Here is a 24,205-nt window from a genome sequence, read left to right on the forward strand (position 1 = left end):
CGTAAGGTACGCACCCCCTCCAGGACGATCAATGAAGCTGTCGCGTCGATCCTTACGCGAATTGAAACGATCGAGGGTTAACCCGAGCCCAGTCGATGGCTCCCGTTCAGCCGAGTTCCGCCTTCGCCAGGCGGCACACTGACAGCAACGCGAGCAGGTTGGGATCGCGTTCGCGAGTGCGCAGAAAGTTGAGCGCGATGGTCTGGCGCATCAGGTACTTGGGCTGCAACGGGATCAACTGCACCTTCTGAGGCATGGCGCCGCGCACACGGCCCGGCAACAGCGTGTAGCCGACGCCCCCGCTTACCAGGTTCATCAGGGAGAAGATGTCGCCCGTCTTCATCACCACGTTCGGTGTGAAGCCGGCCACACGAAACGACTCCATAAAACCGCTGTAGGTGACGAAGCCTTCGCTCAGGCTCACGAAGCGCTCGCCGGCGCAGGCGCTCAGGTCGATCTCCTTCTGCGCTGAATAAGGAGAGTCCACTGGTGCGGCGAACTGGATGTCGTCCTGGAACAGCGGCTCCGATTCGACGTCGGAAGCATCTTCGGGGATCGCCATGAGGGCGGCATCGATCGCGCCTTCCCGAAGCTTCTGCAGCAGGTCGGCATTGGACCCGAGGACGAGCTCGGTGTGCAGTTCCGGCTTGCGCAGTTTCATTCCCATGATCAGCTGCGGCACCGTGCGACTCGTCAGCGAATAGAGAGAACCGATGCGGATCCGGTCGGCCGAGTACCCGGCGACTTCTCGCGTGGCGCGGATGCCCTCTGACATCGTGCGAAGCACCTCGCGGGCCACCTCGGCCAATGCGTGCGCGGCTTCAGTCGGGTGCAGGTTGCGGCCTTCGTGCCGGAACAGCGCGCAGCGCAGCCCGGTTTCCAGCGCATGCAGGGCGCGATGCACGCTGACGGCGCTGATCTCAAGCTTTTCGGCCGCGCGGGCGAGATTGCCGGTCTCCATGAAGGCCAGGAGGATCTCGAGTTTGCGGAAAGTGATCTCTTCGTCGACGCGGAGGAGCATGGGCGGCTTACGGATGGAAGCCAATCGTAACTCTGAGCTCGGTTCTCAACTTACCTTGCTTTTTTGCAGTTAGTTTGAACTCGTCTTGGCAGGGCGGAGCCAGCCGCGAGCCTTACGACGGCGAGCCTGACCCAAAGCCTCCTCCACCGCCGTCCGTGCCGCAGGGGACCTCGAGCCAAATGCCAGGAGGAGAGAGTGATAGGCGGGGGCGCAGTCCACCGGCACCGCAAAGCAGGGCGCTGGCAAGAGCGGCGAGCAGGGCAGAATGTGGCGGACCGCCGGAATCGGCCGAGACCCTTTGTGTCGCCGTCGCCTGTGTCGGCTTCAAGCCCCAAAGCGGGCGTGACAGTCTCGACCTCTCGACCTGATCCCTTTTTGTCGAGAACCAAAGTCGCGCTTTTCGCTTTGACAAGTCCGCAGAAGATGTGGCGGCCGCGCACGTTCTCTCGTGCGAATCAGCTCATCTCGGCAAGCGCTTCCCGGATACCCTGCTCTCGCAACGGAGAGTCGGGCGCCATCCTGGTTCAGCGCCGCACCTGGAGGCACTGGTGTTGCGCAGTCCTTGTAGATCGTCCCTTCCTTCATTGCGCTTTGAACCTTGGCCGGATTCGTGAGCAAAGCCAGATTCATCAAGGGATCACGTCCACCAGAACGATGTCTGCCAGTGAGCCCGCCTTCAATTGGCCGAGTTCGTCAGGTCTTTGCATGATCTGGTCACCGAGTTGAGTTGCAGCTAGCAAAGCCAACGTGGACGTCATCGATGGAGTCGACAAAGTGCTGCAGGTCGTTGGCGTTGGTGCCGTGCGGCATCCACGCAAAGCCAAGGTCGCTGCGCGGGAGGATGCGGACCCCGCGCTTGTGCATTTCGCGCAGCGAAGCCCACGCAACTTCCTTGCTTGTAGCCCATCCGCGTGGCTGCGGCCTCGGTGATGCCGAATTCGGCGGCATTTTAGGTAGTGCGGATCAACCAACCGATGCCCGGGTGCGACGTAATGCCTGTCCCTTGCAGCTTTGAGTATGTCCAAGGCCTCGGCACGGCAAAACTGGCGTGGTAGACCATTTCGATGTCGTGGCGCACGCCTGCGTCACCGATTCGCTGGACAGGGCGTGCGCAGCCATGCGCTTGCCATAGCGCTTGGCCTCCTGCGCCAGCATCGCCACCTCGTCATCGGGGAACCGGGACATCTCGGCGGGCAGGCCGGCGATCTACTCGCCGGAAAGGTGACTTCTCAATCTTAGCGCTTCACTGCATATGCGCAGACGCCGGAGTCACCGACCCGGCGCTGGCGGCACGCACGAAGGCGGGCTGCACACATACGATTCCAGCGGCTTGTCGTTGGGATCGGCCCATGCGGCCCGTGTCGCAGCACTGGCAGGGACGTTCAGCTTGATGTTCTTCGGTGGAATGGGCTGCACGAACCAGCGGTCATACATCTTGGCCAGTTCTCCTGTCTTGATCAGTTCGCGAATGGAGTCATCGACCACCTTCTTGAATGCTGGATCGTCCTTGCGTAGCATGATCGCGATTGGCTCGATGCTGATCGGCTCGCCGACGATCCGGTAGTCGGCCGGACTTCTTGAGGTGGCAATGTTGCCGGCCAGCACTTGGCTGTCCATCACGAAGGCGTCCGCACGGCCTGACTCCAGCAGCAGGAAGCTGTCCGCCATATCTTTGCCGGACAACACGTCCTTGAACTTGAGTTCCGCTGTGCGGTTGTGCTTGCGCAGTAGTTGAACGGACGTCGTGCCTGTCGTGGTGACGATCACCTTGCCCGCCAGTTGCGTGAGCGAGTCAATGCCGGAGTCGGCCTTGACTGCAACGCGCACTTCTTCGACGTAGGTGGTGAGCGCAAAGGCGACGTCCTTCTGGCGGGCGAGATTGTTGGTGGTCGAGCCGCACTCAATGTCTACTGTGCCGTTCAGCACGAGCGGGATGCGATTCTGCGAGGTCACTGCCTGATAACGAACCTCGACCTTCGTGCCTAGCGTGCGCTCCAGGTTCGAGATGACGCGCTGGCAAACGTCCACATGAAAGCCTGCGTACTTGCCGTCGCCAATCATGTACGAAAGGGCGCCCGACGACTCGCGCACGCCCATGGTGATGGTGCCTGAAGATTTGACTTTGGCGACTGTGTTGTCTGTCTGTGCGAACACGCAGGCCGTTGTCATCGCGGCGAGTGCGACGGCCAATAGTTGTTTCTTCATTCTTAAATCCTAGGGGATGGAACGCGGTGAATGTCGACTACTCGACGGTGACGGAGATCGAGAAAACTGCATTGCGCACACCATGTTCTGGCTGACCGAGGCCGGTACTGTCAAACGCACGGCAACGCAGCTGGTAGGTACCCGAAGATGGCGGCGACCACTCGAACTCGAATCGCTGCCATGCATGGTCATTGCGCGCGTCAAGTTGTGCGTCTGCCCACCTTGTGCCTTCGTCGGTGCTGACCTCGACGCGCGTGATTGCATCAGCGCCCCATGCCCAACCGACGATCTTCTGACTGCCGGAGGTTAGTCGTGCGTGCTCAGATGGCTGAACCATCACCGCGTGAGGTGCCACCCTCCAGACGGGAGAAAGCTGCTCAATGCCGTCTTTGACGACGCGGTCGTTGTACATGACTGTCGTGAAATAACCCGGAGATCTCGTGTCGCTTAACGCGAGTCGTACCAGCCATTTGGTTGAGTTCGTTCCGTAGAAGCCAGGCACGACCAGGCGCACCGGTCCACCATGTTTGTCACTGAGTGGCTCTGAGTTCATGTGCGTGGCGAGCATCGCCTCGCCGCCATGCAGCTCCGAAACTGGCATGTCTTTGACATAGGCGGGAATATCGATGCCGTGGTAGTCGCCTCCATCTGCGCCGTAGGACCAGACGAAACGCGCGGCAGGCGATACGCACGCCTGCTTCAGCACTTCGGACAAACGCACACCGCGCCAGACAACGTTCGCCACACGGCGCACCGGCACCGTAGGGTGCAACGGGTGCCCCGCGCACTCATGAACTGCACAGACCTCGGTCTGCGGCATGGCTTCGAGATCGGCAAGCGAGAGCGACAACTCATACTGGACCAGCCCGCCGACGGCAAGTCGCCAGGTCGCCCTGTCGATCTCCGGCATAGCCATGTGGCGTAAGAAGAAGACGTGCTCTAGCGGCGTGACAAAGTCGGTCAACCGGGCAAGGGCAGGTTGCTGTAGGTTCGGCAGGTCGACGCCGGTGGACCAGTAGGCGCTCATGACAACATCGCACTGGCAATCGCGGCGTAGTCGCGTGACGGCTGCGGAAGGGTTGTGTCTGGAGGCTGACGACGCTGGAGCATCTGCAAAGTCTATGTTCTCTAGGTTGTGAACAACAATAGAACGTCGGCACATCTCTATCCCGTATTGATATAGGTCGGCTGGCGCGATGCCCGCTCATCCCGATAGCCCAACTACCAGGCATGTCGACAGCGTGCTTCGTCGAGCCAGTCCTCTGTCAGGGCGGCAGGACCGGGCATGTAGATTTCCAGCGGCAGCGATATCCATTGGAAGAACTCTGGCAGGTTGGGGGCTGGCGTTCAGCTGGTGGTGTCGAGCGATGAGGTCCCTCGAGCATCATGTCCCGACGCTGAACCAGCGCAGGCGCTCGCGAAGAAAATGGGGCGCAAAAGCTCTGCTCATCTAAGATGATCGGCAGGGCGAACCGCTCGATCACACCGCCGGAGCAGCCCGGTGATGTGCCCTGCCTTGCCGGCTTCGGGTACAGGTTCTCCGGCCAGCAGAAGCTACCGCTAACAGCAGCTCGGCGAACATCGTCTGATTCAAGCCGCCGCAATGAATGAGGCGGACGACCTCGGTTGCCAACGCCTCCAGCGCGAGCAGTGGGGCGCTGTCGTGGCAGAGCCCGCTGGAGTGTTCCTTTTTTCGGTAGCTGGAAGATGGCAGCCCGATAGTCGAAGGTCAAACGACCTAAGGCGCCCATCGGGCGTTCCCTGAACGCGTGCTCCTGAGGACCGCGGACCTCGTCAATGAACGATCTGCTGCAGAAAGCGTTGGGCTCGCGGCGTGATATCGCCCGAAAAGAAAGCGTCCACCGCGGTGTTCTCGACGATCTCTCCGGCGTCCATGAAGATGATCTGATCTGCGACTCGTTTTGCGAATCCCATCTCGTGCGTGACAACGACGCTCGTCATGCCGCCTTCGCTGAGGTCCGCCATGACATCGAGCACTTCCTTGATCATCTCAGGATCAAGCGCGGATGTCGGCTCGTCGTACAGCATGAGGCGGGGTTTCATGGCCAGCGCACGAGCAATGGCCACGCGCTGTTGCTGGCCGCCGGACAAATCGTCGGGGTACGCATGCGCCTTGTCAGGAATGCGGACCTTCTCCAGCAGCTCGAACGCTTCGCGGCGTGTCCGGCTTGCATCCGCGCGAAGGATGCGCACCGGCGCGAGCATGATGTTTTCCAGTACGCTCAGGTGGGGGAACAACTCGAAGTTCTGGAACACCATGCCCATCTGTCTGCGGGTCAGGTACGCCTTTGAGCGATCACGGCCGACCTCCTGGCCGTTGAAGATGATTGAGCCTTCGTTGATGGTTTCCAGCAGGTTGATGCAACGCAGGAGCGTGGATTTTCCGGAGCCCGAGGGGCCGACGATCACGACCGTCTTGCCAGGGGCGACTGTCAAGGAGCAGTTCCGCACCGCATGGTGTTCACCATAGTATTTCTGGATGCCCGTCATGCAGAGTAGCTCGTCGCGACTGAGGGATGAAGACATGATGCTCTTACCGGATGGGGGTACGGGTCGCGGTGATACCGAGCAGGCGTTGCGTCAGCGAAGAGGAGGCTGCGGTGCGTCGCGCACGAGGATTGACGGCACGTTCGGTCAGGGCCTGTATGCCCATAAAGACGGTTGTCATCGCGAGGTAGTAGATGCCTGCGGCGGTCAGCGCCTCGAAATACTTGAAGTTGGCGCTTGCGGTTTGATTGGCAATCAACAGCAGCTCTTCGACAGCAATCACCGACACCAACGCACTGAGCTTCAGCATGCCGATCATCTGGTTGCCCAGCGGCGGCAGGATCACCTTCAGCGCCTGCGGAATCACGACGTGACGCATCACTTCCCAATCCCGCATGCCGAGCGAAAGTCCCGCAGTGCGCTGGCCATTCTTCACTGCGAGAAGGCCGGAGCGCACCACCTCGGCCATATAGGCACCCTCATTGAGCGAGAGTGCTAGCACCGCGCTGGCAAAGCCGGTCAGCGTGACGCCTAATGTCGGCAGCACGTTGAAGATAAAAATGATCTGGAACAGCACCGGTGTGCCGCGAAACAGCCATAAGTAAGCGATGGTGCTGCCGCGAAAGAGGCGAAGCCGCGAGTCCTGCGCCAGCGCCAGCATCATCCCGATGGCCAAGCCGCAGATGAGCGACGCCACGGTGAGTAACAGTGTCACCCCGGCGCCCTTGGCGAAGGGAATCGAGAAGACATACTGGAGGACAAGCTCGGGCGACAGCGTCATCGCGTTGCCTATTCGAAGATGGACATCGTTGCGGGGAAGCCCCACTTCACGACAAGGCGCTTGTAGGTGCCGTCTCGCACCACGGCTTTGAGTGCGTCCTCCACCGCCTGCCGCATGGCCTGATCGCCCTTGCGCACGGCGTACCCAAGCCGCGTGTTCGCTTCGAAGGTGCTGCCGACGCGAACGTACACGTCGGGCAGTTCGCTCATGGCCTTGATGGCACCGGGGGTCGAGTCGAACAGTGCGTCTGCCCGGCCTTGCCGCACCGTCAGGAGCGAGTCCTGCGCCGTGGGAAAGGTCATGACGATGACGCCGTCCTTGCCCGCGGCCCTGCAGCGAGCGTCGTCGCCGCGCGCATACGTCTCCTGGATGCCGCCGAGCGTGACTGCCACCCGCTTGCCGCACAACGAGTCGTCGCGGCCGGTGATCTTCTTCACGTTCTCTTTCGCAACGACGACCTCGGTGCCTATGCGCAAGTAGGGAATGAAGTCCACCTCTTTGGCGCGCGCCTCGTTCATGTACATCGCGGCGTTGATGAAGTCCACGCGGCCGCCTTGCAGTGCGGGAATGACGCCCTTGAACTCGATGCTCAGGGGTTGGGCGGCAAGACCCATGCGCTTTGCGATCTCGGCGCCCATGTCGATGTCAAAGCCGGTGAGCGCCCCGTCTTTCATGAACGCGAAGGGCGCGAAAGTGCCGGCCACCGCATAGGTCAGCCGGCCCGGCGTGACGAGCTGCGCCGGCGGTTTGATCTCCTGCGCATGGACACTTCCAAGAGATCCGGCCCACAGACAAAGCAATACAAGTAACTTGGACATGCGACTATTCCTTTTATCGAGGATCGGACGTGAGCTCGATCGGCGGATGCAGCTGCGCGAAAGCCCGGACCGGGAAGGCGGCCGCATCGCGCGCCTTCAGCGGAATGGAGAAGAAGTCAAACGACCTGCCGTGCAGGCTTTCGAGGCGGGTCAGGTTCTCCACGATAAGGATCTCTTTCTTGAGGAACCAAGTGTGCGCCGGGCGCTCCGGATCCTTGGTCGAGTCGGCGTTCGAGCAGTCCACCCCGAACAATGCGATGTTTGCGTCGCAAAGTCGTGTCAGCACCTCGCGTGAGACGAACGGGTGCGCGCGGTATGTTTCGCTTCCCCAATGACGGTCCCAGCCGAAGTTGAACAGCACCGCCTTGCCCGCGATATCGCTGGGAATCCGAAGGTCGCCCAGGCCTAGCTCCTGTTCCGGTCCTGCATGGCGGGCGTCGATGACGACGCCGTCGAGGATCAATCGGTCGAGTGCGATGGAGGCGATGTCGGCGGCGCCCTCGAAGCGATGGCGCGGCGCGTCCATCTTGGTTCCCACTGAGGTCTGGAACGCAACGTCGGTAATCTCGAAGGACGCCTTTCCTTCGTAGTGCGCGCACGACTGCGAATGGGTCATGAAAGGCCGCATTCGGGCGGTCAGCTCCATCGGCTCGCCAGCGTCGTTCTTGAAGCGAACGCCGGGCATTCGGTCGTGAAACACATGCGAAAGATCAACAACCATGCGTCGGGCTCCTATTTCGGCAAAAGTGTAGGAGTGGAAACGAATGCGCACAAATGATCTATCGCGGGGTGTCTATGTAAATTTGGTATGAGCCAAATCAAGCCGCTCCGCCTCGTGCGCCTCAGCTCTTCAGGGTCTTGAAATAGGCCTCCAGGCGCGCCACGAATTCCGTCGTGAGCTTCGACGGCGCCAGGTTGGGTGCATAAGCCATGTGCGTCTGGACCACGATTCCCGGCGTGAAAGGGACGGCACGCACCAGGTCCGCGAAGACCGATGCCGCATAGGTGCTCACAAGGCCGATGCCCACGCCTTCGGCCGCGAGCCTGCAGATCGTGGCCGAATAGTTGGTCTCGACGATCGACGGGGGTACGACCCCGTGCTTTGTCATGGCCTGCTGGAGCATCTGGTGTTGCGCGTCGTCCGCATGGTGGGCTAGCAAAGGGTAGTGCTGCAGATCGCGCACGTGCACGCTGGGCTTGCCTGCCAGCGGATGCTTCCTGTGCATGACGCACACCGACCGGTCCTGGTGCATCAGCACGGGATCCAGGCCGATCGTGCTGATGTCGCTGGTCGACAGCGCAATGTCGTACATGCCGCTTAGCAGGCCGTCGCGCATGAGGTGCGTGCCGATGGTGTGCAGCGTGATGTGCGTGCCGGGGTAGTCGAGCTTGAAGCCGTGCACCACGGAAGGCAGTACGGCGAGGCCCAGAACTGGCGTGCATGCGATACGCAGCAGCCCGACGCCCGTGTGCTTCAACGACGCGATCGTTTGCTCCACCTTTTCGAGACCGAGAAAGTGCCGCTGCACTGCGTCGAACAGCTCCTTCGCTTCTGGCGTCGGCAACAGCCGGCCGCGCTGGATCTCGAACAACCGGATGCCACTGGCCGACTGCAGTTGGGCCAGCGTGCGGCTGATCGCCGGCTGTGTGGTGTGCAAGATCTGCGCGGCGGCCGTGGTGGTGCCGCTGAGCATGACGGCGCGAAACGCTTCGATCTGGCGTGAATTCAAGGGGCGGCCCATGGCAACTCCGGTGGGATGGGTAATGGCCGAATGTATGTGAAAGCTGAATAGAGGTGTGGCAATAAATCATTTGTGGATATATGTCTGAATTTCTAGACTTGTCCGCATGCCCAACGCCTCAGCCGCCGACGCTTTTGCCTCCACTGCCACGGACTGCGTGCGCGGCATCACGTCCGGCCGATGGACTTCCGAGCAGATGGTGCGTGCCAGCCTTGAAAGAGCGATAGCGCGAGAAGAGGACCTCCATGCATGGGCCTGCCTCGGTGTGGAGGAAGCAATGAAGGAAGCGCGCCAGCGTGATCGCCAGACGCGCCGCGGGCTGTTGCATGGTCTTCCGATCGGCATCAAGGATCTGTCGGACACACAGGCACTGCCAACGGCGTATGGGTCGCCCGCCTATGCGGGTCATCGTCCGTTCATGGACGCCGCGTGCGTGGCCCTGGCGCGTGCGGCGGGCGCAGTGATATTGGGCAAGACGGCCACCGTGGAGTTCGGTGCGACGCGCCCCTGTGCGACGACGAATCCGCACAACAAGCTGCACACACCCGGAGGGTCTTCAGCCGGTTCGGCTGCCGCTGTTGCTGACGGCCAGATTCTGCTGGCCACAGGCACGCAGACCGGCGGGTCGATCATTCGTCCGGCCGCATTCTGTGGCGCGGTCGGCTTCAAGCCGACATTTGGTGCCCTCTCTCCCGCGGGCACCAAAGGCTATTCGTGGTCGCTCGACACCGTCGGCGCCTTCGCGACCTGCGTGTCTGATGTCGCACTGTTCTTCGACGTGCTGCGAGGACGTGACGAATCGACACCGCTGTCATCTGCGGGGCCCGCGCCCCGCATCGGCTTTTTCCCCGGTCCGTTCGCGGACCGGGCCGACCCCGCTGCGATGGCGGTGCTGGACCAGGTGGCCGCTCGATGCAGCCGCGCTGGGGCCATGGTCCGCAGCCCCGGATGGCCGGGTGGATTCGAGCTGTCCCTCGACTGGCATCGCACTGTTTCCCGCTACGAAATGGGCCGATCGCTGCTGCCCGAACAATGCAGCGCCCAAGCCGGCGAACTCGGCCCGACGCTGCTGTCGGAGATCGAGCGCGGTCGGCATGTTGACGACGAAAGCTACGTCCGTGCTAAGGCCGCCAGCCTCGACTTGGCCGTCGCGATCGAGGCCTTGATCGCCGATCACGATGTGCTGCTGACGCTCGCCACTCCAGGTGAGGCGCCAGCCGGACTCGCATCGACCGGCGACGCGACTTTCAATCTGAGTTGGTCGTTGCTCGGGCTACCTTGTCTTTCGCTTCCCGTAGCCCGGGGGCCACTGGGACTGCCCCTGTCCGTCCAACTCGTCGGTGCGCGGCATGGCGACCGGCAGCTGCTTGAAGCCGCGCACTGGATCGAACGAATTGCCTCTCTCTCCCTCAACTCCAGGAATCCTGAATGAACTTCCCTCAAAGCCGCAACTTTGCGCACACCCGCAGCCACGAATCTCCGGCCCCCATCTGGCAAACCGAAGCCGTGCGGGCCGGCGCTTTCGTTTTCACCTCCGCCGTGCTGGCCACCGACTGGGTTCATGCGATCGCACCCGAAGCCGTCATCGATGCACAGTTTCCGTATTTCGATTCGGCGGCCGAACTCCAGACCGACTACATCTTGCGCACGCTCTCGAAAACGTTACAGCAAGCCGGCAGCGCGCTGGACCGTGTGATCAAGGCCCACGTGTTCCTGCTCGACAGCACGGACTTTCCCGGTTTCGATCGCGTGTGGAAGCGCTACTTTCCCAATCCGCCGACACGCACCACCGTCGGCGCCGCTGGGCTGCTGATTCCCGGCGCGCGACTGGAGATCGCGCTGATCGCCGTCGCATCTGATGCCGACATTCCGATGCGGCCCGCAGTTTCCGATGCGCCCCGTCCGCTGACCAAGAAAGTCGAAGCGATGCGAGCGGGCGACTTTGTGTTCACCTCGGGTCAACTGGCACACAATGCCGTGGCCGGTGTGCCGCCCGAGGCCGCGGGACCGGATGGGCAGGTCGACCTCGCCAAACAGACCATCTATACCCTGCAGAACATGGCGCGTTCGCTGGCTGCCGCCGGCGCCAAGCCCACGGAAGTCGTCAAGGGCCAGGCGCTCTTGCTCGACACCAGCAACGAACACGACTTCCTTTGCGCCTGGCGCGAGACCTTCCCGCGCAAACCCGCGCTCGCGGTGACGGGCATCGGCTCACTGCTTGTGACAGGGACGATCATTGAGATCGACCTCACCGCGTATACCGGCGATGCACTGCGGCTGCCGCCGGAAATTGGCTCGCGAGGCCCGGAGGCCATCGGCTGCGGCGAGTTGGTGTTTTCTGCCGGCATCTTCCCGGGCTTCGACACCGGCGAGATGCCGCCGGAGTGCGTGGTGCATGCCGCATATCCGCACTACGCGTCGTCCATCCAGCTGCAGACCGAATGGGTGCTGGCCCGCCTGGACGCAGCGCTGCGCAGGGTCGGCAGCGACCTCGCACACGTTGCCAAGGCGCAGGTCTTCCTGACGGACCTCAACGACTTTGCCATCTTCGATGACGTGTGGCGCGCGCACTTTCAAACGGCGCCGGCCCGCTCGGTAGTCAAGGCATCGCCACTGCCCGTGCAGGGTGCAAGAATCGCGGTCGAGGTGATTGCCTTGGCAGCGTAAGAGACAAGACCTCCGGCTCGCCGTCGCGCGCCGGAGGTCTTGTCTCAGCGGGACGGCGTGAACCGTCTCGCGCTTGATTCAGCGGGGCAGTCCGGGGTCGAGGATGTAGATCCGGCGTTCGCCATCGTGTATCGAGTCGATGCACACCTGACGGCCGTCCCGGCTCCAGCGCGGATGCAGATCGCAGCGATTCTCCTTGCTCAGATCGGGGCTGGTGTAGAAGCGCCCGATATCGACCCGCTGGCCGGTCTGCATATCGTAGACAAATAGATCGCGCTGGTGGGTGCGGGCGTCCGGGTATGTGTCGCTCAGCAGCCATCGCGTGCTCACCGGCGAGAAGCTCATGTGGCCATTCTCGGTCAGCACGTCCTTGCCGATCACCTGCACGTGGCCGTCGGGCGCGTCGGTATATAGGTGGTAGTGAATTTCGCCCAGATGCGGACCCCACACGACAATGTGCGTGTCGTCTTGCCAAAGCGGATGCGAGATCTGGTATTCCGATTTTTCATAGTCGAAGGTGCCGACGGCGCTCGGGTCGAAGTCGTCGGCCAGTTGGGGCAGCGGATGGTCCGAACATTCGAGCAGCCGCAGGTCGGAGCCGTCCGGGTTCATGGTGATGAGCCGGTGCAGGAAGCAGGTTTCATCGGCCACGCGTTCGGTCCAGCGATGCAGAAACAGGATGCGGCTTGACGCAGGATTGATCTCGACGTGGCTTACCCAGTGCAGTGCATTTTCCATTGACTGGCGTGCGTGAAAGTCGCGAAGGGCCTGATAGCTCACGACGAGTTCGGCGGTGCCGGTGGCCAAGTCCATGCGGTAGATACCGTCGTCGGCCGGATGCTTCGCCAGATCGCCGTCCGGAGGGGCGTCTTGATCGGCGCTATAGCCGATGGTCTGGTGCGTGACCCAAAGGCGCCGATAGTTGACGCACAGGGCCCACTTGCTGTTGGGCGCCGTGACGTACACAGGCATGGGTAGGCTTCGTTTTTCACCGGTCAGGATGTCGCAGATTTCGCTGCCGAAACCGGGGTAGCGAGTCCCTGTCGCGGCGGTGCGCACGTTGTAGATGATCTTTTGCCCCGGAGCGTTGTCGAGCCACTGGAGCTGCGCGCCCATCTGCCAGTTCCAAGCGCCTGTTTCGGTGACGCGCACGAAACGGTCCCCGTCTTGCGTGTCGAAGTAGCCAACGCCGGCCACCAGGTCGTGCGTGAGCTCGCGGTCGGCCCAGGGCACTTGAAGCGCGAGCACCAGTCGGTTCTCGCGGTCCCAGTTGGACTTGTTGTAGTACCCGAAGAAGTAGTGCTGGTCGTCGCTGCCGACACGCCGGCAGGAAGGCGGGTTGAAGATGGTGGTCATGCGCGCAGGGAAGTGGGGATGTGCTGTCGCTGCGAGTCTAGGAGCCGACGCCCAATAGCGCCAATGGCGATTCATGGCAGAGCTATACAGCGGCGGTATAGGCCGATAGGCAGGCTCCGCCCCTTTAACCGGGCAACATCCAAGTTTGACGAACTTCCCTCAGCCTGCCCGACAAGAACCGCGGCGGCACCCTCACCGCAGCGCCGCGGCTACAGCGGTCCCATTTCGAAGATTGCAGGCCGTCCTGCGTGGTGGAGGGAACGGCCTTTGCGGACCTGTCGCCAACAACGTGCTGCTTAAGAGCACCTGGCTTGCCGGCGCGCCTCCAACGACTGCCGTTTCGCGCAACCTCGCTGAACTTGCCTCCAAATGCAACGAGCCAGCGATCGGCACTGGTGTCAGGGCCACAGGGCGTCGCCTTGCGCTTACCAGTCGCCGCCGTTGCAGGGAGGGGGCTTCAGATGCTGCGCACCATCGAAGAGCTTGAGCAGGCCGGACGTTCCATGGTGCAGGGCTCCCTGTCTGAAGTCATCCGGCGATGCGGCGATCCGTCGTGCGCCTTAGAGCTTATCCGTAAATAGTAAACTACGCCTCCGAGCCGCATTGAGCGCGGTGTCGGAGCGAGACGATGACGGCAAAGCGAGTCGAGTCCTGGGTGGTGACGGATGAGTTCTGGCAGCGGGTCGAACCGCTGATTCCGGCGCGCGCCGCATTGCCGAAGAAGGCGTACGTTCGAAGTCCTGGCGCAGGACGACCGCCGAAGCCTGCGCGGCAGGTGTTCGAGGCCATCGTGTACGTGCTGCGCACGGGGTGCCAGTGGAAAGCATTGCCCAAGGAACGCTTCGGCAGCGCCAGCGCCATCCACAAGCGCTTTCTCGAGTGGGAGAGGGCAGGCTTCTTCGAGGCACTGTGGAAGGCAGGGCTGGCGGAGTATGACCAGATGCAAGGCATCGCCTGGCGATGGCAGAGCGTTGACGGGGCGATGTTCAAGGCTCCCTTGGCGCAAGAATCTGTCGGACCGAACCCGACGGACCGGGGGAAAAAAGGGGAGCAAGCGCCACCTGCTGGTGGACGGCCGTGGCGTCCCGTTGTCGTTCATCGTGACCGGGGCCAACGTGAATGACGGCAAGCGAATCGATGAGGTCCTCAGCGCCATCGTGGTCGAGCGCGAGCGGACGCCAATTCGACGCAGCAAACACCTGTGCGCAGATGCCGGCTACCGAAGCGCGGAGGCCCTTCACATCATTGAGTCGCACGGCTATATCCCTCATGTCGTGGACCGTAGGCAAGAGACTGAGGCCAAACGGCGCCAGCCGTGGAAGAAGGCTCGCCGTTGGGTGGTCGAGGTATGCCACAGTTGGTTCAACCGCTTCCGCAAGCTGTTGGTGCGCTACGAGAAGCTCGAACGCAGCTTCCTCGCACTGAATCATCTTGCCGCCGCAATCATTGCCTACCGAAAGGTGCCGCTGGCGGTGAATATTATTTACGGATAACTTCTTAGTGCTACGGCGCCCATCATCGGGACCTATCTTCCAGGCACGACAGGTAGCTGGCATTCGACCGCGATCATGGCCGGAGTGTCGGCGATCTCTGCGGTGGCTGGCATGATGCTGCCTGCGACGAACATGCAGGTGGTCGGTCGACCTCAGCTCGGCTGACGTCGAATTCTTGAACGTCACGTTCACTACCCGCGCTGAGGAACTTGCCTCCAGAGCGCCGCAAGTGCTGCGGGGAGGGCGCGCCTATCAATCCCCGGGGCGCGAGACGAGCAATTGACAAGGACTCCGCCGCACCTTCGATCTGCCGGTCACCCTCAGGTCCGAGTAGGTAGTCCGCCTCGCTGCCCTTGGGGAGTGCTTGCGAATGATCGATCTGACGTCTTGCCGGGCGCGAAACAACCGGAGGTGAAAGCGGGTGGCGGGACTCGCCCGTGAGTGTATCGAGGTCCTGATTGACCTCGATGAAGTCGTCGGGCGTCATCAGATCGGGCCCGGACCGAAGCGCAAGGTCCAAGTAGGCGCACTCGCGCTCTGAGCTGGCGCTGTATCGCTTGGCCGTTTGCTGCAAGTGTCATTGCGCAGATTCACATTGCGTGCAGCCTGTGCGGGCCAACATACTGCGACGCCGCGCTCGATTGCTGATGCGGAGAGGATGGGCCTCTCCATTGTGGCATTCGGCGAAGACGCTGGAGAAGACATGCTCGCGAAATCTGTGAGGTTTCTGTTCTTGGTAGCAGGCGTGCTGTTCGCTGCTACAGCGCAAGTCTCGGCCCAACCCATCAAGATCGGCGTCCCAATGATCCTTTCCGGGGCGGGCGCCCAGTTCGGCGCCCCGATTCTGGATGGCGCGCGCCTGTATGCAGATCAGGTGAACGCCAGTGGCGGCGTGCTTGGCCGCAAGATTGAACTGGTGCCGCGCGACACGAAGTCCCGCCCGGAAGAAGCCGTGCGGGTGGCCCGGGAGCTGATCCTGCGCGACAAGGTGGATTTTCTCGTCGGCACCTTCACTTCGGCCGAGGGAACGGCGATCTCGCAGGTCGCAAAAGAGAACGAGATCGTCACGATCGTTCCGGGGCCCAAGACCGACCGCCTGACCGCGCCAGATCAGCTGCATCCCTACATCTTCCGCACTTCCGGAAACACGACCACCGAGGGCCGGGTGGCGGCGGAGATCGTCGCCTCGATGAAGGTCAAGCGAATCGCGACAATCGCGCCGGACTTTGCCTATGGCCGTGACGCGGTGACGGCCTTTGCCACGCATCTGCGCAAGCTGGTGCCCGATGTGCAAATCGTGGACCAACAATGGCCCAAGCTCAATGAGTCCGACTACACGGCCTTCGTCACCGCACAGCTTGCGGCGAAGCCGGAGGCAGTGTTCTCGGTAATTTGTTGCGGCAACTTCGACGCTTTCGCCAAGCAGGCCAGCGCGCTTGGCTACTTCAAGCAGCTGGGGCCGCGTCTGGTAGCCGTCGGTGAGGCGGGCTCCGTGGAGATGTTGAAAGCGCTGCGCGACGAATATCCGCTGGGGATCTGGGGTAACACCTACGACGCCGACAACTGGGAGTCATCGCCGGCGCACAAGGCATACCTCTCGCGCGTGCGCGAAGTCACCAAGCAGGCCGTTCCTTCTTCATGGGTCATCCAGGGCTATATCTCCATGCAGTTCTTGGTCGAGGCGATCAAGAAGGCCAACTCGGTCGATGCCGTGAAGGTTTCAGCGGCGATGAAGGGATTGACCATCGCTTCGCCGCAAGGGCCGATCACGATGCGCGCCAAGGATCAGCAGGCCGATCGGGCGCATCTATGGGGCCAAGCGGCCAAGGTCGCCGGCTCGGAGACCCCGGTTCTCACCAACATCCGCAGCATCGCCGTCGGCGGCCTGATGGACTAGTCAGTCGGATTCGGGAGCGCGGCCATGGACCTCTCTTTTGTTCCGGCGCAGCTGGTCAGTGGACTGACGACGGCCATGACGCTGTTCGTCACGGCCTCAGGCCTGTCGCTCATCTTCGGTGTGATGGGGATTCTCAACTTCGCTCATGGCAGTCTGTTCATGCTGGGCGCTTTCCTGCTCGCCTCGCTGGCGCGGCTGCTTGGCGCGTCGGGCGTCGGCTTCGTGGCCGCGCTGTTCATCGCATCAGTCGCGGTGGGGGTGATCGGTGCAGCTCTGGAACGCTGGCTCATCTCACGTCTGTACGGCAAGGAGGAGCTGTTTCAGCTGCTCTTCACCTATTCGCTGGTCCTGGTGCTGGCCGACTGCGTCCGGATGGTGTGGGGAGTCAACCAGCAATCCGTGATGCGACCGGCGATGCTGTCCGGATCCTTCGAACTCGCTGGTGCGACGCTTTCCCACTACAACCTGCTGCTCATTGGCGTGGGATTCGCCATTGTGCTCGGTCTGTGGTTCCTGCTGCACCGCACCCGCATCGGGGAGCTGATCCGCGCTGCGTCGCAGGATCGAGAAATGCTGCTGATGCTCGGCAAGAACGTGCGCTGGATTCAGACCGGCGTCTTCGCGCTGGGGGCCTTCCTCGCCGGCTTGTCGGGTGCGCTGATGGCGCCGCTGGTGTCGGTGGTTCCAGGCATGGACTCCGAGATCATCATCGTACTGTTCATCATCGTGGTGATCGGCGGGCTTGGCTCACTGGCCGGCACGCTTGTGGGTTCGCTCGTCTACGGCGTCGTCTACTCATTCACCGTGTACTTCTTCCCTCAGCTTGCTCTGTTCGTTGTCGCAGCCCTCATGGTGATCACCCTCACCTTGCGCCCGCAGGGCCTGCTCGGTCGGCGGATTGGCTAGTGCTCCCGCAGATAGGTGCATCATGAAGAGTCATACTGAAGCCACGCTCGCGCTGATCCTGTTTCCTTTGGCGCTCGGCATCGGCATCTTCGGCTCCCGCCTCTGGTTGAACTTTGGTGCCGAGGTGGCGATCTGGGCATTGTTCGCCGTCAGTCTGAATCTCCTGGTCGGCTTTGGCGGCATGGTGTCGTTCGGCCATGCCGCCTACTTCGGCCTCGGCGCCTATGGCGCGGGGCTCGCCGCCATGCGCTGGGGCATCGGGCTCGTTCCGGCCACATTGATCGGCATGGGCTTGGCGGCACTCTTCGCGTTGCTGTTCGGCATGCTGTGCGTGCGGCGATCGAAGGTCTATTTTGCGATGTTGACACTCGCATTCAGTCAGCTGGTGTGGGCGGTGGCCTTCCGATGGAACGACCTCACTGGCGGTGATCAGGGGATCAATGGCTTGCCGATGCCGCAGTTCGAGAACCTGCTGGGGTGGACCAATCAGCGCTGGTTCTACTGGATCTGCCTCGTGCTGCTGTGCGCCGTCCTGTACTTGTTGTATCGCCTGGCGCGCTCTCCATTTGGCACCCTGCTCAATGCGGCGAAGCTCAACCCGGAGCGGGTGCAGTTCCTGGGTACCTCGGTGCCGAGGGTGCAGCTGGTGGCCTTCGTGATCGCCGGTGCGCTGGCGGGACTCGCTGGCGCGCTGTTCGCTTTCCATACCCGGGGACTGTTTCCCGACTATCTGTTCTGGACAAAGGGTGCCGAGGCGCTGAACATGGTCGTTCTGGGCGGCATGAATCAGTTGCTCGGACCTGTGCTCGGAGCCGCCGCGCTGCTGTTCATCAATCAGGAGGCTACCGCCGTCACCGAGTACTGGTCCGCAGTGACCGGTGTGATGCTTGGTGCGCTGATCCTCTTCGCGCCCGGCGGTCTTGCGGGCGGTCTGCAGCGATTGTTCGAGCTAACCAAGCGCAAGGGTGCACGCAAAGCCGGCCAATCCGTGACCGATCTTGAAGCCGATCTCCGGAGGCCTCAATGAGCGTGCTGATCGAGATCGAGGGCCTGAGCAAGACCTTCAGCGGATTCAAGGCACTGAGCGAGGTGGGTTTTGCCATCCCCGAAGGCAAGATCACGGCGGTCATTGGCCCGAACGGTGCTGGGAAGTCGACCTTGTTCAACCTCATCACGGGCAAGCTTGTGCCCAGCAGCGGGGCAATCCGACTGCGGGGCCGCGATATCACCACGCTGCCACCGGAGGCGCGGGTACGCAGCGGGTTCGGCAGGACTTTCCAGCGCACCAGTGTGTTCGGTGAAATGAGCGTGCGGGAGAACCTTCGGACCGCGCTGTTGTGCCAGGGACGTCACGTCTGGTCGTTCTGGCGCGCGGCAACTGCCTTCTTCGAGTCGGACGTCCAGGCGCTCGCGTCGCGCTTCGAGCTCGGCGACGCGTTGGATCTGCAGGCCAAGACCATGTCGCACGGCGATCAGAAGCAGCTCGAGCTGGCCATGGCCGTCGCCCAGACGCCCAAGGTGCTGTTGCTGGACGAGCCTTTGGCAGGAATGTCGCCGGTGGAGACACGAACAGCCGTCGCAGCCATCGTCGACGAGGTTCGCCAGCGCGGCATCACGCTCCTGTTCACTGAGCATGACATCGATGTGGTGTTCGAGATTGCCGACGTGATCGTGGTACTGGACAAGGGGCGCTTGATCGCCAGTGGGCCAGCGGCGCAGATCCGTACCGATTCGAGGGTGCAGGCTGTCTATCTCGGCCAGAGCGATGCGCTCGAGGCGTCGGCACCGCAGTGACCAACAGGCCTTCTCCGAACTTATCCGACCATGGAACCAATCCTCGAAGTTCTTGCGCTGAAGGCCGGCTATGGCTCTAGCCAAATTCTCTTTGACATTGCATTCAATGTCTATGACGGTGAATGCGTCTGCCTGCTCGGCCGTAACGGGATGGGCAAGACGACCACGATGCGCAGCGTGCTCGGCCTGACACGCCGCCTCGGTGGCAGCGTGCGCTTCCGCGGTCGCGACCTTGGCCGAGCATCGGGCTTCGAGGTTGCCAGGCTGGGCATCAGCCTCGTCCCAGAGGACCGACGCATCTTTGCTGATCTGACCGTCGAGGAGAATCTGCGAGTTGCGGACGCGCGCGGAGAATGGACGCTGTCACGCGTATATGCGCTCTTTCCCGAGCTTCAGGAGTTCGCGACTCGCAAGGGTGGGCTGCTGTCGGGTGGACAGCAGCAGATGCTGACCATTGCACGTTCGCTAATGACATCCCCCCGCCTCCTGCTGCTCGACGAGCCGTCGGAAGGAATCGCCCCGATCGTCGTGCAGCGGCTGCGCGACCAGATCCGGGAACTCAAGCGGTCTGGGCTGACCCTGGTGCTGGCCGAGCAGAGCCTCGCATTCTGCCTGGCAGTGTCTGACCGGGTCGTTGTGCTTGAGAAAGGACACGTGCGCTACAGCGGAACAACCTCCGCATTCTCGAGCGATGCTGCATTGCAAAAGAGGCTGCTTGGCGTAGGGCACTGATTCACACTATTGAAGAAAACCATATGACAGCAAGGATCACCGAGAAAGCGCCGGCAGAAGCCTACGGTCCCTCAGATCGCCGAATTCCCTTGCGCAAGCGCGAGGGATTCGTCCCCCAAGTGCAGCGCTGGTCCTTCCAGTTGCCGCCCGACTGCATGCAGATGCGCGTGGGCTTCCTGGCGGTGCAAGGCCTGGACGATGCAGCGCTCGAGCAAAGCGCCTTCTTTCGATGGGCACAGAGTGCGCTGTCGCATGCTGCCGGTCCGACGACTTTCGATCACGCTCGATTCACCGACGCGCAGGGATTGCGCAATCACGTGATCGCGGCCTACTGGGTTGACGAGCGTCGGTTCGAACGCTGGCGCTCCGACGACGTGCTGCAGTCGTGGTGGGCCTCGAATGAACGTCTGCACGACAAGACGGGCGTGTGGCGCGAGATACTGCGCGTGCCGCGTGAACGCCAGGAGAGCATCTACTGGCGGGACTATCCGGCAGGGCTGATGTCGAGCGACGAGGTGGCGATCTATCCGACCCCTTACTGTGGCTACTACGGTGCGATGCGCGACCGCATTCCGCTGGCCGCGCGTGATCCCCTGGATGGGCCGGAAGACTCCGGGCTTGTTGAGCCGACCGGGCGTGCTGGATACGGCGAACGCTGGCGTATCACCCCGCCTCACAATCTGGCCGTGATCCGCTCAGCCAATACGTGGGGACGCATGGACGAGGAGCAACTGGCCGACTACGAGAAGAATCTCAGGCAGCCGCTGGAGAACGGCATGGCCTACTTGCGCGAATCACCGTTGCCTACCGGCTGCGCCTCGTTGCGCATGCAACGCAAGTTCGACGCGCAGGGGCGCCCACTGCCCGAGGAGCATGCGCTCGGGCATTTTCTTTCGCTACGCCACATGGAGGCTTGGGCGGAGAACCACGCGACGCATGCGGCAATCTTCAAAGCCGCGATATCTCGCTACAAGCGCTACGGCACTGACAATCAGCTGCGTACCTGGCATGAGGTCTATGTGCTTCCGGCCGGCGATCAGCTCTTCGAGTACATCCATTGCGGCCCGAAAACCGGTCTGCTGCGATGGTTCGACGGCGAGCGTGTGGGCTGAGAAAGCCTGTTTCGCGGCGCCGGGGCTTCCGCCACGCGAGGGGCCCGCACTGGCAAAGTCCATGCACGTGAGGGAAAGTCCGCGGGCAACGAACCGGGCGCGGTCCTGAGGATCCCGTTGCCGGTGCTGCATTCTGCATGCCCGCAGACGAGGCCACGGTGCGGGCGCGTCGGCTAGCCGCGCGGCTCCACGTCTGGGGGGCCGTTGAGCCATTCTTGCTTCGACTCGAAGAGCCGCTGCAGGTATTCAGTGACGGCTCGGATCCGGGACGAGTATTGGAGGTCATGGTGCACGCTCACCCAGAGCGTTCGCATCACCCTTGCCGTATCGGCGAGCACCGGCACCAGCGTGTCCTCTTTCACGACGGAGAATTTGGGAAGCAACACCAGGCCCAGTCCAGAGGCTGCGGCGGCCATCTGCGCCAGCATGCTGTTGGATTGGAAGCTCATGTTCGGTCTTGTGATCAGCTCATCGAGCCAGCGTACGGCGTCGAGCTGGATCAGGTCGTCCAGATATCCCACGAACTGATGTTTCGGAAGGTCGGCCAGACTCGCGGGTGTTCCGTGGTTCTCGAGATAACTCCGCGAGGCATACAGGTACAGCGCGAACGAGCCCGCTGTCTCGCATGCCAATCCTTGTCCGATCGGTTTGAAAAAGCTGACGAAGACGTCGGCTTCTCTGCGGCTGACATTGACAATGGATGGGGAAGTTACGAGTTCCACCCGCAGCTTGACGTACTTGCGCAGCAGTGAGGCGAGGTGGCGAGCCACGAAGGTGGTACCGATCCCCTCCATCATCGCGATGCGCACGCTGCCCGACGGCTCTCTGTCGGTTCCGCCGAGTTCCTCCTGCAGCGACAGGATCGCGCGCTCCATGTTCTCGGCCTGGAGCGCGAGGACATGAGCCAGCTCGGTGGGCTTGAGTCCGGCGCGGCGACGTTCGAACAGGGGACCGCCCAAACACAGCTCCAACTGTGACAGCCGGCGGCTGACCGTGGAGTGATCGATGTGGAGCTGTCTAGCCGCCTGGGACAGGCTGCCGGTGCGGTTGATATGCAGGAACAGGCGCACATCGTCCCAATTGAGATTGGTGAGAGGTACCTTCTTGGTCGTCATGCGGCCTTCTTGTGCGTGGTCGTGTGCAATGTTGCTCCTCGTGGCTTAGATATCAGTTTGTATGGTGATGCGCAATACAGAAGAACACTGCGCTTGAACGACAACGATGGGAGCGGGAAAGCAATTTGCGTTCCGTCGCCGGCGGCGGTGTGCCATGGCCGTCGCTAGGCCGTGGCGTTTGACGCATGGGCTGGCGCCTGCGGGGCAAGCGGCCGTTTTCCGGCGAAGAGGGTTCTCCACCCGAAGTTGAAGGTTCGGGCTGGAGAACGGGGCCGGAAGAACTCAGCCGGTGGGCTGCTCGACGTGCGCCTGGCGTCGGTACAGGAAGTCCATGAGTGCGCGCCTGCACTCCGCATAGGTGGGGTCGGTTGCCAGGATGACGCGGTCGCGCGGGCGTTCGATCGGGACGTCGAGGATCTCCCCGATGCGTGCCGCGGGACCGTTGGTCATCATGACGATGCGGTCCGCAAGGAGTACCGCCTCGTCCACGTCATGCGTGACCATGACGACGGTGCTTTCGGTTTTCTCGACGATGCCGAGCAGTTCGTCCTGCAACTTGGCGCGCGTGAGCGCGTCGAGCGCGCCGAATGGCTCGTCCATCAGCAGGACCTGCGGTTCCATGGACAGCGCTCTGGCGATGCCGACGCGCTGCTTCATGCCGCCGGAGATTTCGCTAGGCTTCTTGTGCGCGGCATGAGCCAGGCCGACCATCGCAAGCGCCGCTTCGGTGCGGTGATCGACCGCGGAAGCGGACTCGGCACGAAACACGCTGCACACGGCCATGCGCACGTTGTCGAAGCAGCTGAGCCACGGCAAGAGAGAATGGTTCTGGAATACCATCGCCCGCCGAGGTCCCGGCCCACGGATGACCTCCCCATCGCACGAGACGGTTCCAGCGGTCGGGGATGCCAGGCCGGCGAGCAGATTGAGCAGCGTGGATTTGCCGCAACCGGAATGGCCGATCAGGGCAACGAACTCGCCTCTGCGGATCTCGAGGTTGATCTCGCTGCGCGGAAAATTCGCCTTTGGGCGTGCTGAAGGTCTGCCGCACATTGCAAACGCGCAGAAACCCGGGCGTGGTGGTCGAGACAGTTGAGAAAGTTGGCCGCAACATCGTCTGACCTCTCATTCACGGAAGCTCAACTGCTTCATCAATGCGCCGAGCGCCTGGTCGAGCACCAGACCGACAATGCCAATCATGACGATGGCGACGATGATGCTGGAGATCTGCAAGTTGTTCCATTCGTTCCAGACGAAGAAGCCGATGCGGCTCTGGCCCACCACCATTTCCGCCGCCACGATCACCAGCCAGGCGATGCCGATCGAGATGCGCATTCCAGTCAGAATCATGGGAGCTGCTGCCGGAAAGCATCGGCGCACTGGCTGAGGCCTTGGCGATGATGGCGTCCGCAGAGCATCGCCTCGCCGCCATGCAGCTCCGAAACTGGCATGTCTTTGATATAGGCGGGAATATCGATGCCGTGGTAGTCGCCTCCATCTGCGCCGTAGGACCAGACGAAACGCGCGGCAGGCGATACGCACGCCTGCTTCAGCACTTCGGACAAACGCACACCGCGCCAGACAACGTTCGCCACACGGCGCACCGGCACCGTAGGGTGCAACGGGTGCCCCGCGGCGCATCTGACCTGGCCCTCTTCAGTGGAGCGGGTGATGCACACGATGAAGCTGCCGCCCGAAAAGCACTTGCTCATCACCGCGCAGAACGCGCGCATCACGCTGGACCATGGGTTCGCAGCGCCTATTCCGCCGGCGCACTCGGCGAGCGTTTCGAGGTTGCGCTGCGCGACATGATGGGCGCTCGGTTCCTGCCCGGCGCGCGTCTGCGCGCGTCAGCGCTGAAGAAGGGGCGCCGAGGGGGTGATCGGAATTCCTGCCGGACACGACCCCACGCACGATCGCAGCATCGAGGGACGGCGCGGATACATGCGGCGCATGGCCGAGATGGGCATGGAATCGATCACCGGGCCACTGACTGACCCATCGTGTGCACAATGGGGGCGCAGACCTCGCCGGTCCAGGGCAACATCGCCGCAAGTT

The 24,205-nt window shown here is 62.3% G+C and carries 20 protein-coding genes and 2 pseudogenes; 9 read left to right on the top strand and 13 right to left on the bottom strand.

The annotated features are described in order from the left end of the window. Positions 1-106 precede the first annotated feature (106 nt). From ACSQ86_RS33220 to ACSQ86_RS33255, 8 genes are all read right to left on the bottom strand, one after another. Positions 107-1,021, bottom strand: a complete 915-nt coding sequence (locus ACSQ86_RS33220) for a LysR family transcriptional regulator (protein ID WP_436310546.1) — start codon at positions 1,019-1,021, stop codon at positions 107-109. A gap of 1,269 nt (positions 1,022-2,290) precedes the next feature. Next, positions 2,291-3,226 carry a transporter substrate-binding domain-containing protein gene (locus tag ACSQ86_RS33225; protein ID WP_436310547.1) on the bottom strand — a complete coding sequence of 312 codons (936 nt, stop codon included), beginning with the start codon at positions 3,224-3,226 and terminating at the stop codon, positions 2,291-2,293. Positions 3,227-3,263: 37 nt separating this feature from the next. Beyond that, positions 3,264-4,253, bottom strand: coding sequence for a molybdopterin-dependent oxidoreductase (locus ACSQ86_RS33230; RefSeq protein ID WP_436306957.1), 990 nt, complete (start codon positions 4,251-4,253; stop codon positions 3,264-3,266). Positions 4,254-5,020: 767 nt separating this feature from the next. Continuing rightward, positions 5,021-5,737 carry an amino acid ABC transporter ATP-binding protein gene (locus tag ACSQ86_RS33235; protein ID WP_436310548.1) on the bottom strand — a complete coding sequence of 239 codons (717 nt, stop codon included), beginning with the start codon at positions 5,735-5,737 and terminating at the stop codon, positions 5,021-5,023. Positions 5,738-5,780: 43 nt separating this feature from the next. Next, entirely contained in the window at positions 5,781-6,515 is a 735-nt protein-coding gene (locus tag ACSQ86_RS33240; RefSeq protein ID WP_436306955.1) for an amino acid ABC transporter permease, read from the bottom strand. Between the two features lie 8 nt (positions 6,516-6,523). Beyond that, positions 6,524-7,333 (bottom strand): ABC transporter substrate-binding protein, encoded by an 810-nt coding sequence (locus tag ACSQ86_RS33245; RefSeq protein ID WP_436310549.1) that lies wholly within the window; start codon positions 7,331-7,333, stop codon positions 6,524-6,526. 13 nt (positions 7,334-7,346) lie between these two features. Beyond that, positions 7,347-8,054, bottom strand: a complete 708-nt coding sequence (locus tag ACSQ86_RS33250) for a cyclase family protein (RefSeq protein ID WP_436310550.1) — start codon at positions 8,052-8,054, stop codon at positions 7,347-7,349. 121 nt (positions 8,055-8,175) lie between these two features. Beyond that, positions 8,176-9,075, bottom strand: a complete 900-nt coding sequence (locus ACSQ86_RS33255) for a LysR family transcriptional regulator (RefSeq protein ID WP_436310551.1) — start codon at positions 9,073-9,075, stop codon at positions 8,176-8,178. 106 nt (positions 9,076-9,181) lie between these two features. On the opposite strand from ACSQ86_RS33255, the gene ACSQ86_RS33260 reads away from it, so the two are divergent. Beyond that, a complete protein-coding gene (locus tag ACSQ86_RS33260; protein WP_436310552.1) occupies positions 9,182-10,507 on the top strand; it encodes an amidase in 1,326 nt (441 codons plus the stop codon). After that, on the top strand, positions 10,504-11,742 hold the full coding sequence (locus tag ACSQ86_RS33265) for a RidA family protein (RefSeq protein WP_436310553.1): 1,239 nt from the start codon (positions 10,504-10,506) through the stop codon (positions 11,740-11,742). The genes ACSQ86_RS33260 and ACSQ86_RS33265 overlap by 4 nt, the downstream gene beginning before the upstream one ends. A 78-nt stretch (positions 11,743-11,820) precedes the next feature. Here the strand turns inward: ACSQ86_RS33265 and ACSQ86_RS33270 are convergent, their stop codons facing one another. Next, a complete protein-coding gene (locus tag ACSQ86_RS33270; RefSeq protein ID WP_436310554.1) occupies positions 11,821-13,098 on the bottom strand; it encodes a hypothetical protein in 1,278 nt (425 codons plus the stop codon). Between the two features lie 628 nt (positions 13,099-13,726). Here ACSQ86_RS33270 and ACSQ86_RS33275 point away from each other — a divergent pair. The 7 genes and pseudogenes from ACSQ86_RS33275 to ACSQ86_RS33305 all read left to right on the top strand — a co-directional run bounded on the left by ACSQ86_RS33275 (position 13,727) and on the right by ACSQ86_RS33305 (position 21,032). Continuing rightward, positions 13,727-14,591: pseudogene (locus tag ACSQ86_RS33275) on the top strand (IS5 family transposase). Between the two features lie 703 nt (positions 14,592-15,294). After that, a complete protein-coding gene (locus ACSQ86_RS33280; protein ID WP_436310555.1) occupies positions 15,295-16,488 on the top strand; it encodes an ABC transporter substrate-binding protein in 1,194 nt (397 codons plus the stop codon). 24 nt (positions 16,489-16,512) lie between these two features. Next, a complete protein-coding gene (locus tag ACSQ86_RS33285; RefSeq protein ID WP_436297611.1) occupies positions 16,513-17,394 on the top strand; it encodes a branched-chain amino acid ABC transporter permease in 882 nt (293 codons plus the stop codon). A 22-nt stretch (positions 17,395-17,416) separates the two neighbouring features. Further along, positions 17,417-18,421, top strand: coding sequence for a branched-chain amino acid ABC transporter permease (locus ACSQ86_RS33290; protein ID WP_436306947.1), 1,005 nt, complete (start codon positions 17,417-17,419; stop codon positions 18,419-18,421). Beyond that, positions 18,418-19,188 carry an ABC transporter ATP-binding protein gene (locus tag ACSQ86_RS33295; RefSeq protein WP_436310556.1) on the top strand — a complete coding sequence of 257 codons (771 nt, stop codon included), beginning with the start codon at positions 18,418-18,420 and terminating at the stop codon, positions 19,186-19,188. The genes ACSQ86_RS33290 and ACSQ86_RS33295 overlap by 4 nt, the downstream gene beginning before the upstream one ends. 30 nt (positions 19,189-19,218) lie before the next feature. Further along, entirely contained in the window at positions 19,219-19,920 is a 702-nt protein-coding gene (locus tag ACSQ86_RS33300) for an ABC transporter ATP-binding protein (protein ID WP_436306945.1), read from the top strand. A gap of 23 nt (positions 19,921-19,943) precedes the next feature. Continuing rightward, positions 19,944-21,032, top strand: a complete 1,089-nt coding sequence (locus ACSQ86_RS33305; protein ID WP_436310557.1) for a phenylacetaldoxime dehydratase family protein — start codon at positions 19,944-19,946, stop codon at positions 21,030-21,032. 173 nt (positions 21,033-21,205) lie between these two features. Here ACSQ86_RS33305 and ACSQ86_RS33310 read toward each other — a convergent pair whose 3' ends face one another. From ACSQ86_RS33310 to ACSQ86_RS33325, 4 genes and pseudogenes are all read right to left on the bottom strand, one after another. After that, complete coding sequence (locus ACSQ86_RS33310) at positions 21,206-22,147, bottom strand: LysR family transcriptional regulator (RefSeq protein ID WP_436310558.1); 942 nt, start codon at positions 22,145-22,147, stop codon at positions 21,206-21,208. 282 nt (positions 22,148-22,429) lie between these two features. Beyond that, positions 22,430-23,261: pseudogene (locus tag ACSQ86_RS33315) on the bottom strand (ABC transporter ATP-binding protein). A gap of 11 nt (positions 23,262-23,272) precedes the next feature. Beyond that, positions 23,273-23,482 carry a hypothetical protein gene (locus ACSQ86_RS33320; RefSeq protein WP_436310559.1) on the bottom strand — a complete coding sequence of 70 codons (210 nt, stop codon included), beginning with the start codon at positions 23,480-23,482 and terminating at the stop codon, positions 23,273-23,275. 11 nt (positions 23,483-23,493) lie between these two features. Beyond that, entirely contained in the window at positions 23,494-23,880 is a 387-nt protein-coding gene (locus ACSQ86_RS33325) for a molybdopterin-dependent oxidoreductase (RefSeq protein WP_436310560.1), read from the bottom strand. Positions 23,881-24,205 lie beyond the last annotated feature (325 nt).

The organism is Variovorax sp. LjRoot130 (assembly GCF_964253755.1).
GTDB lineage: Bacteria > Pseudomonadota > Gammaproteobacteria > Burkholderiales > Burkholderiaceae_C > Variovorax.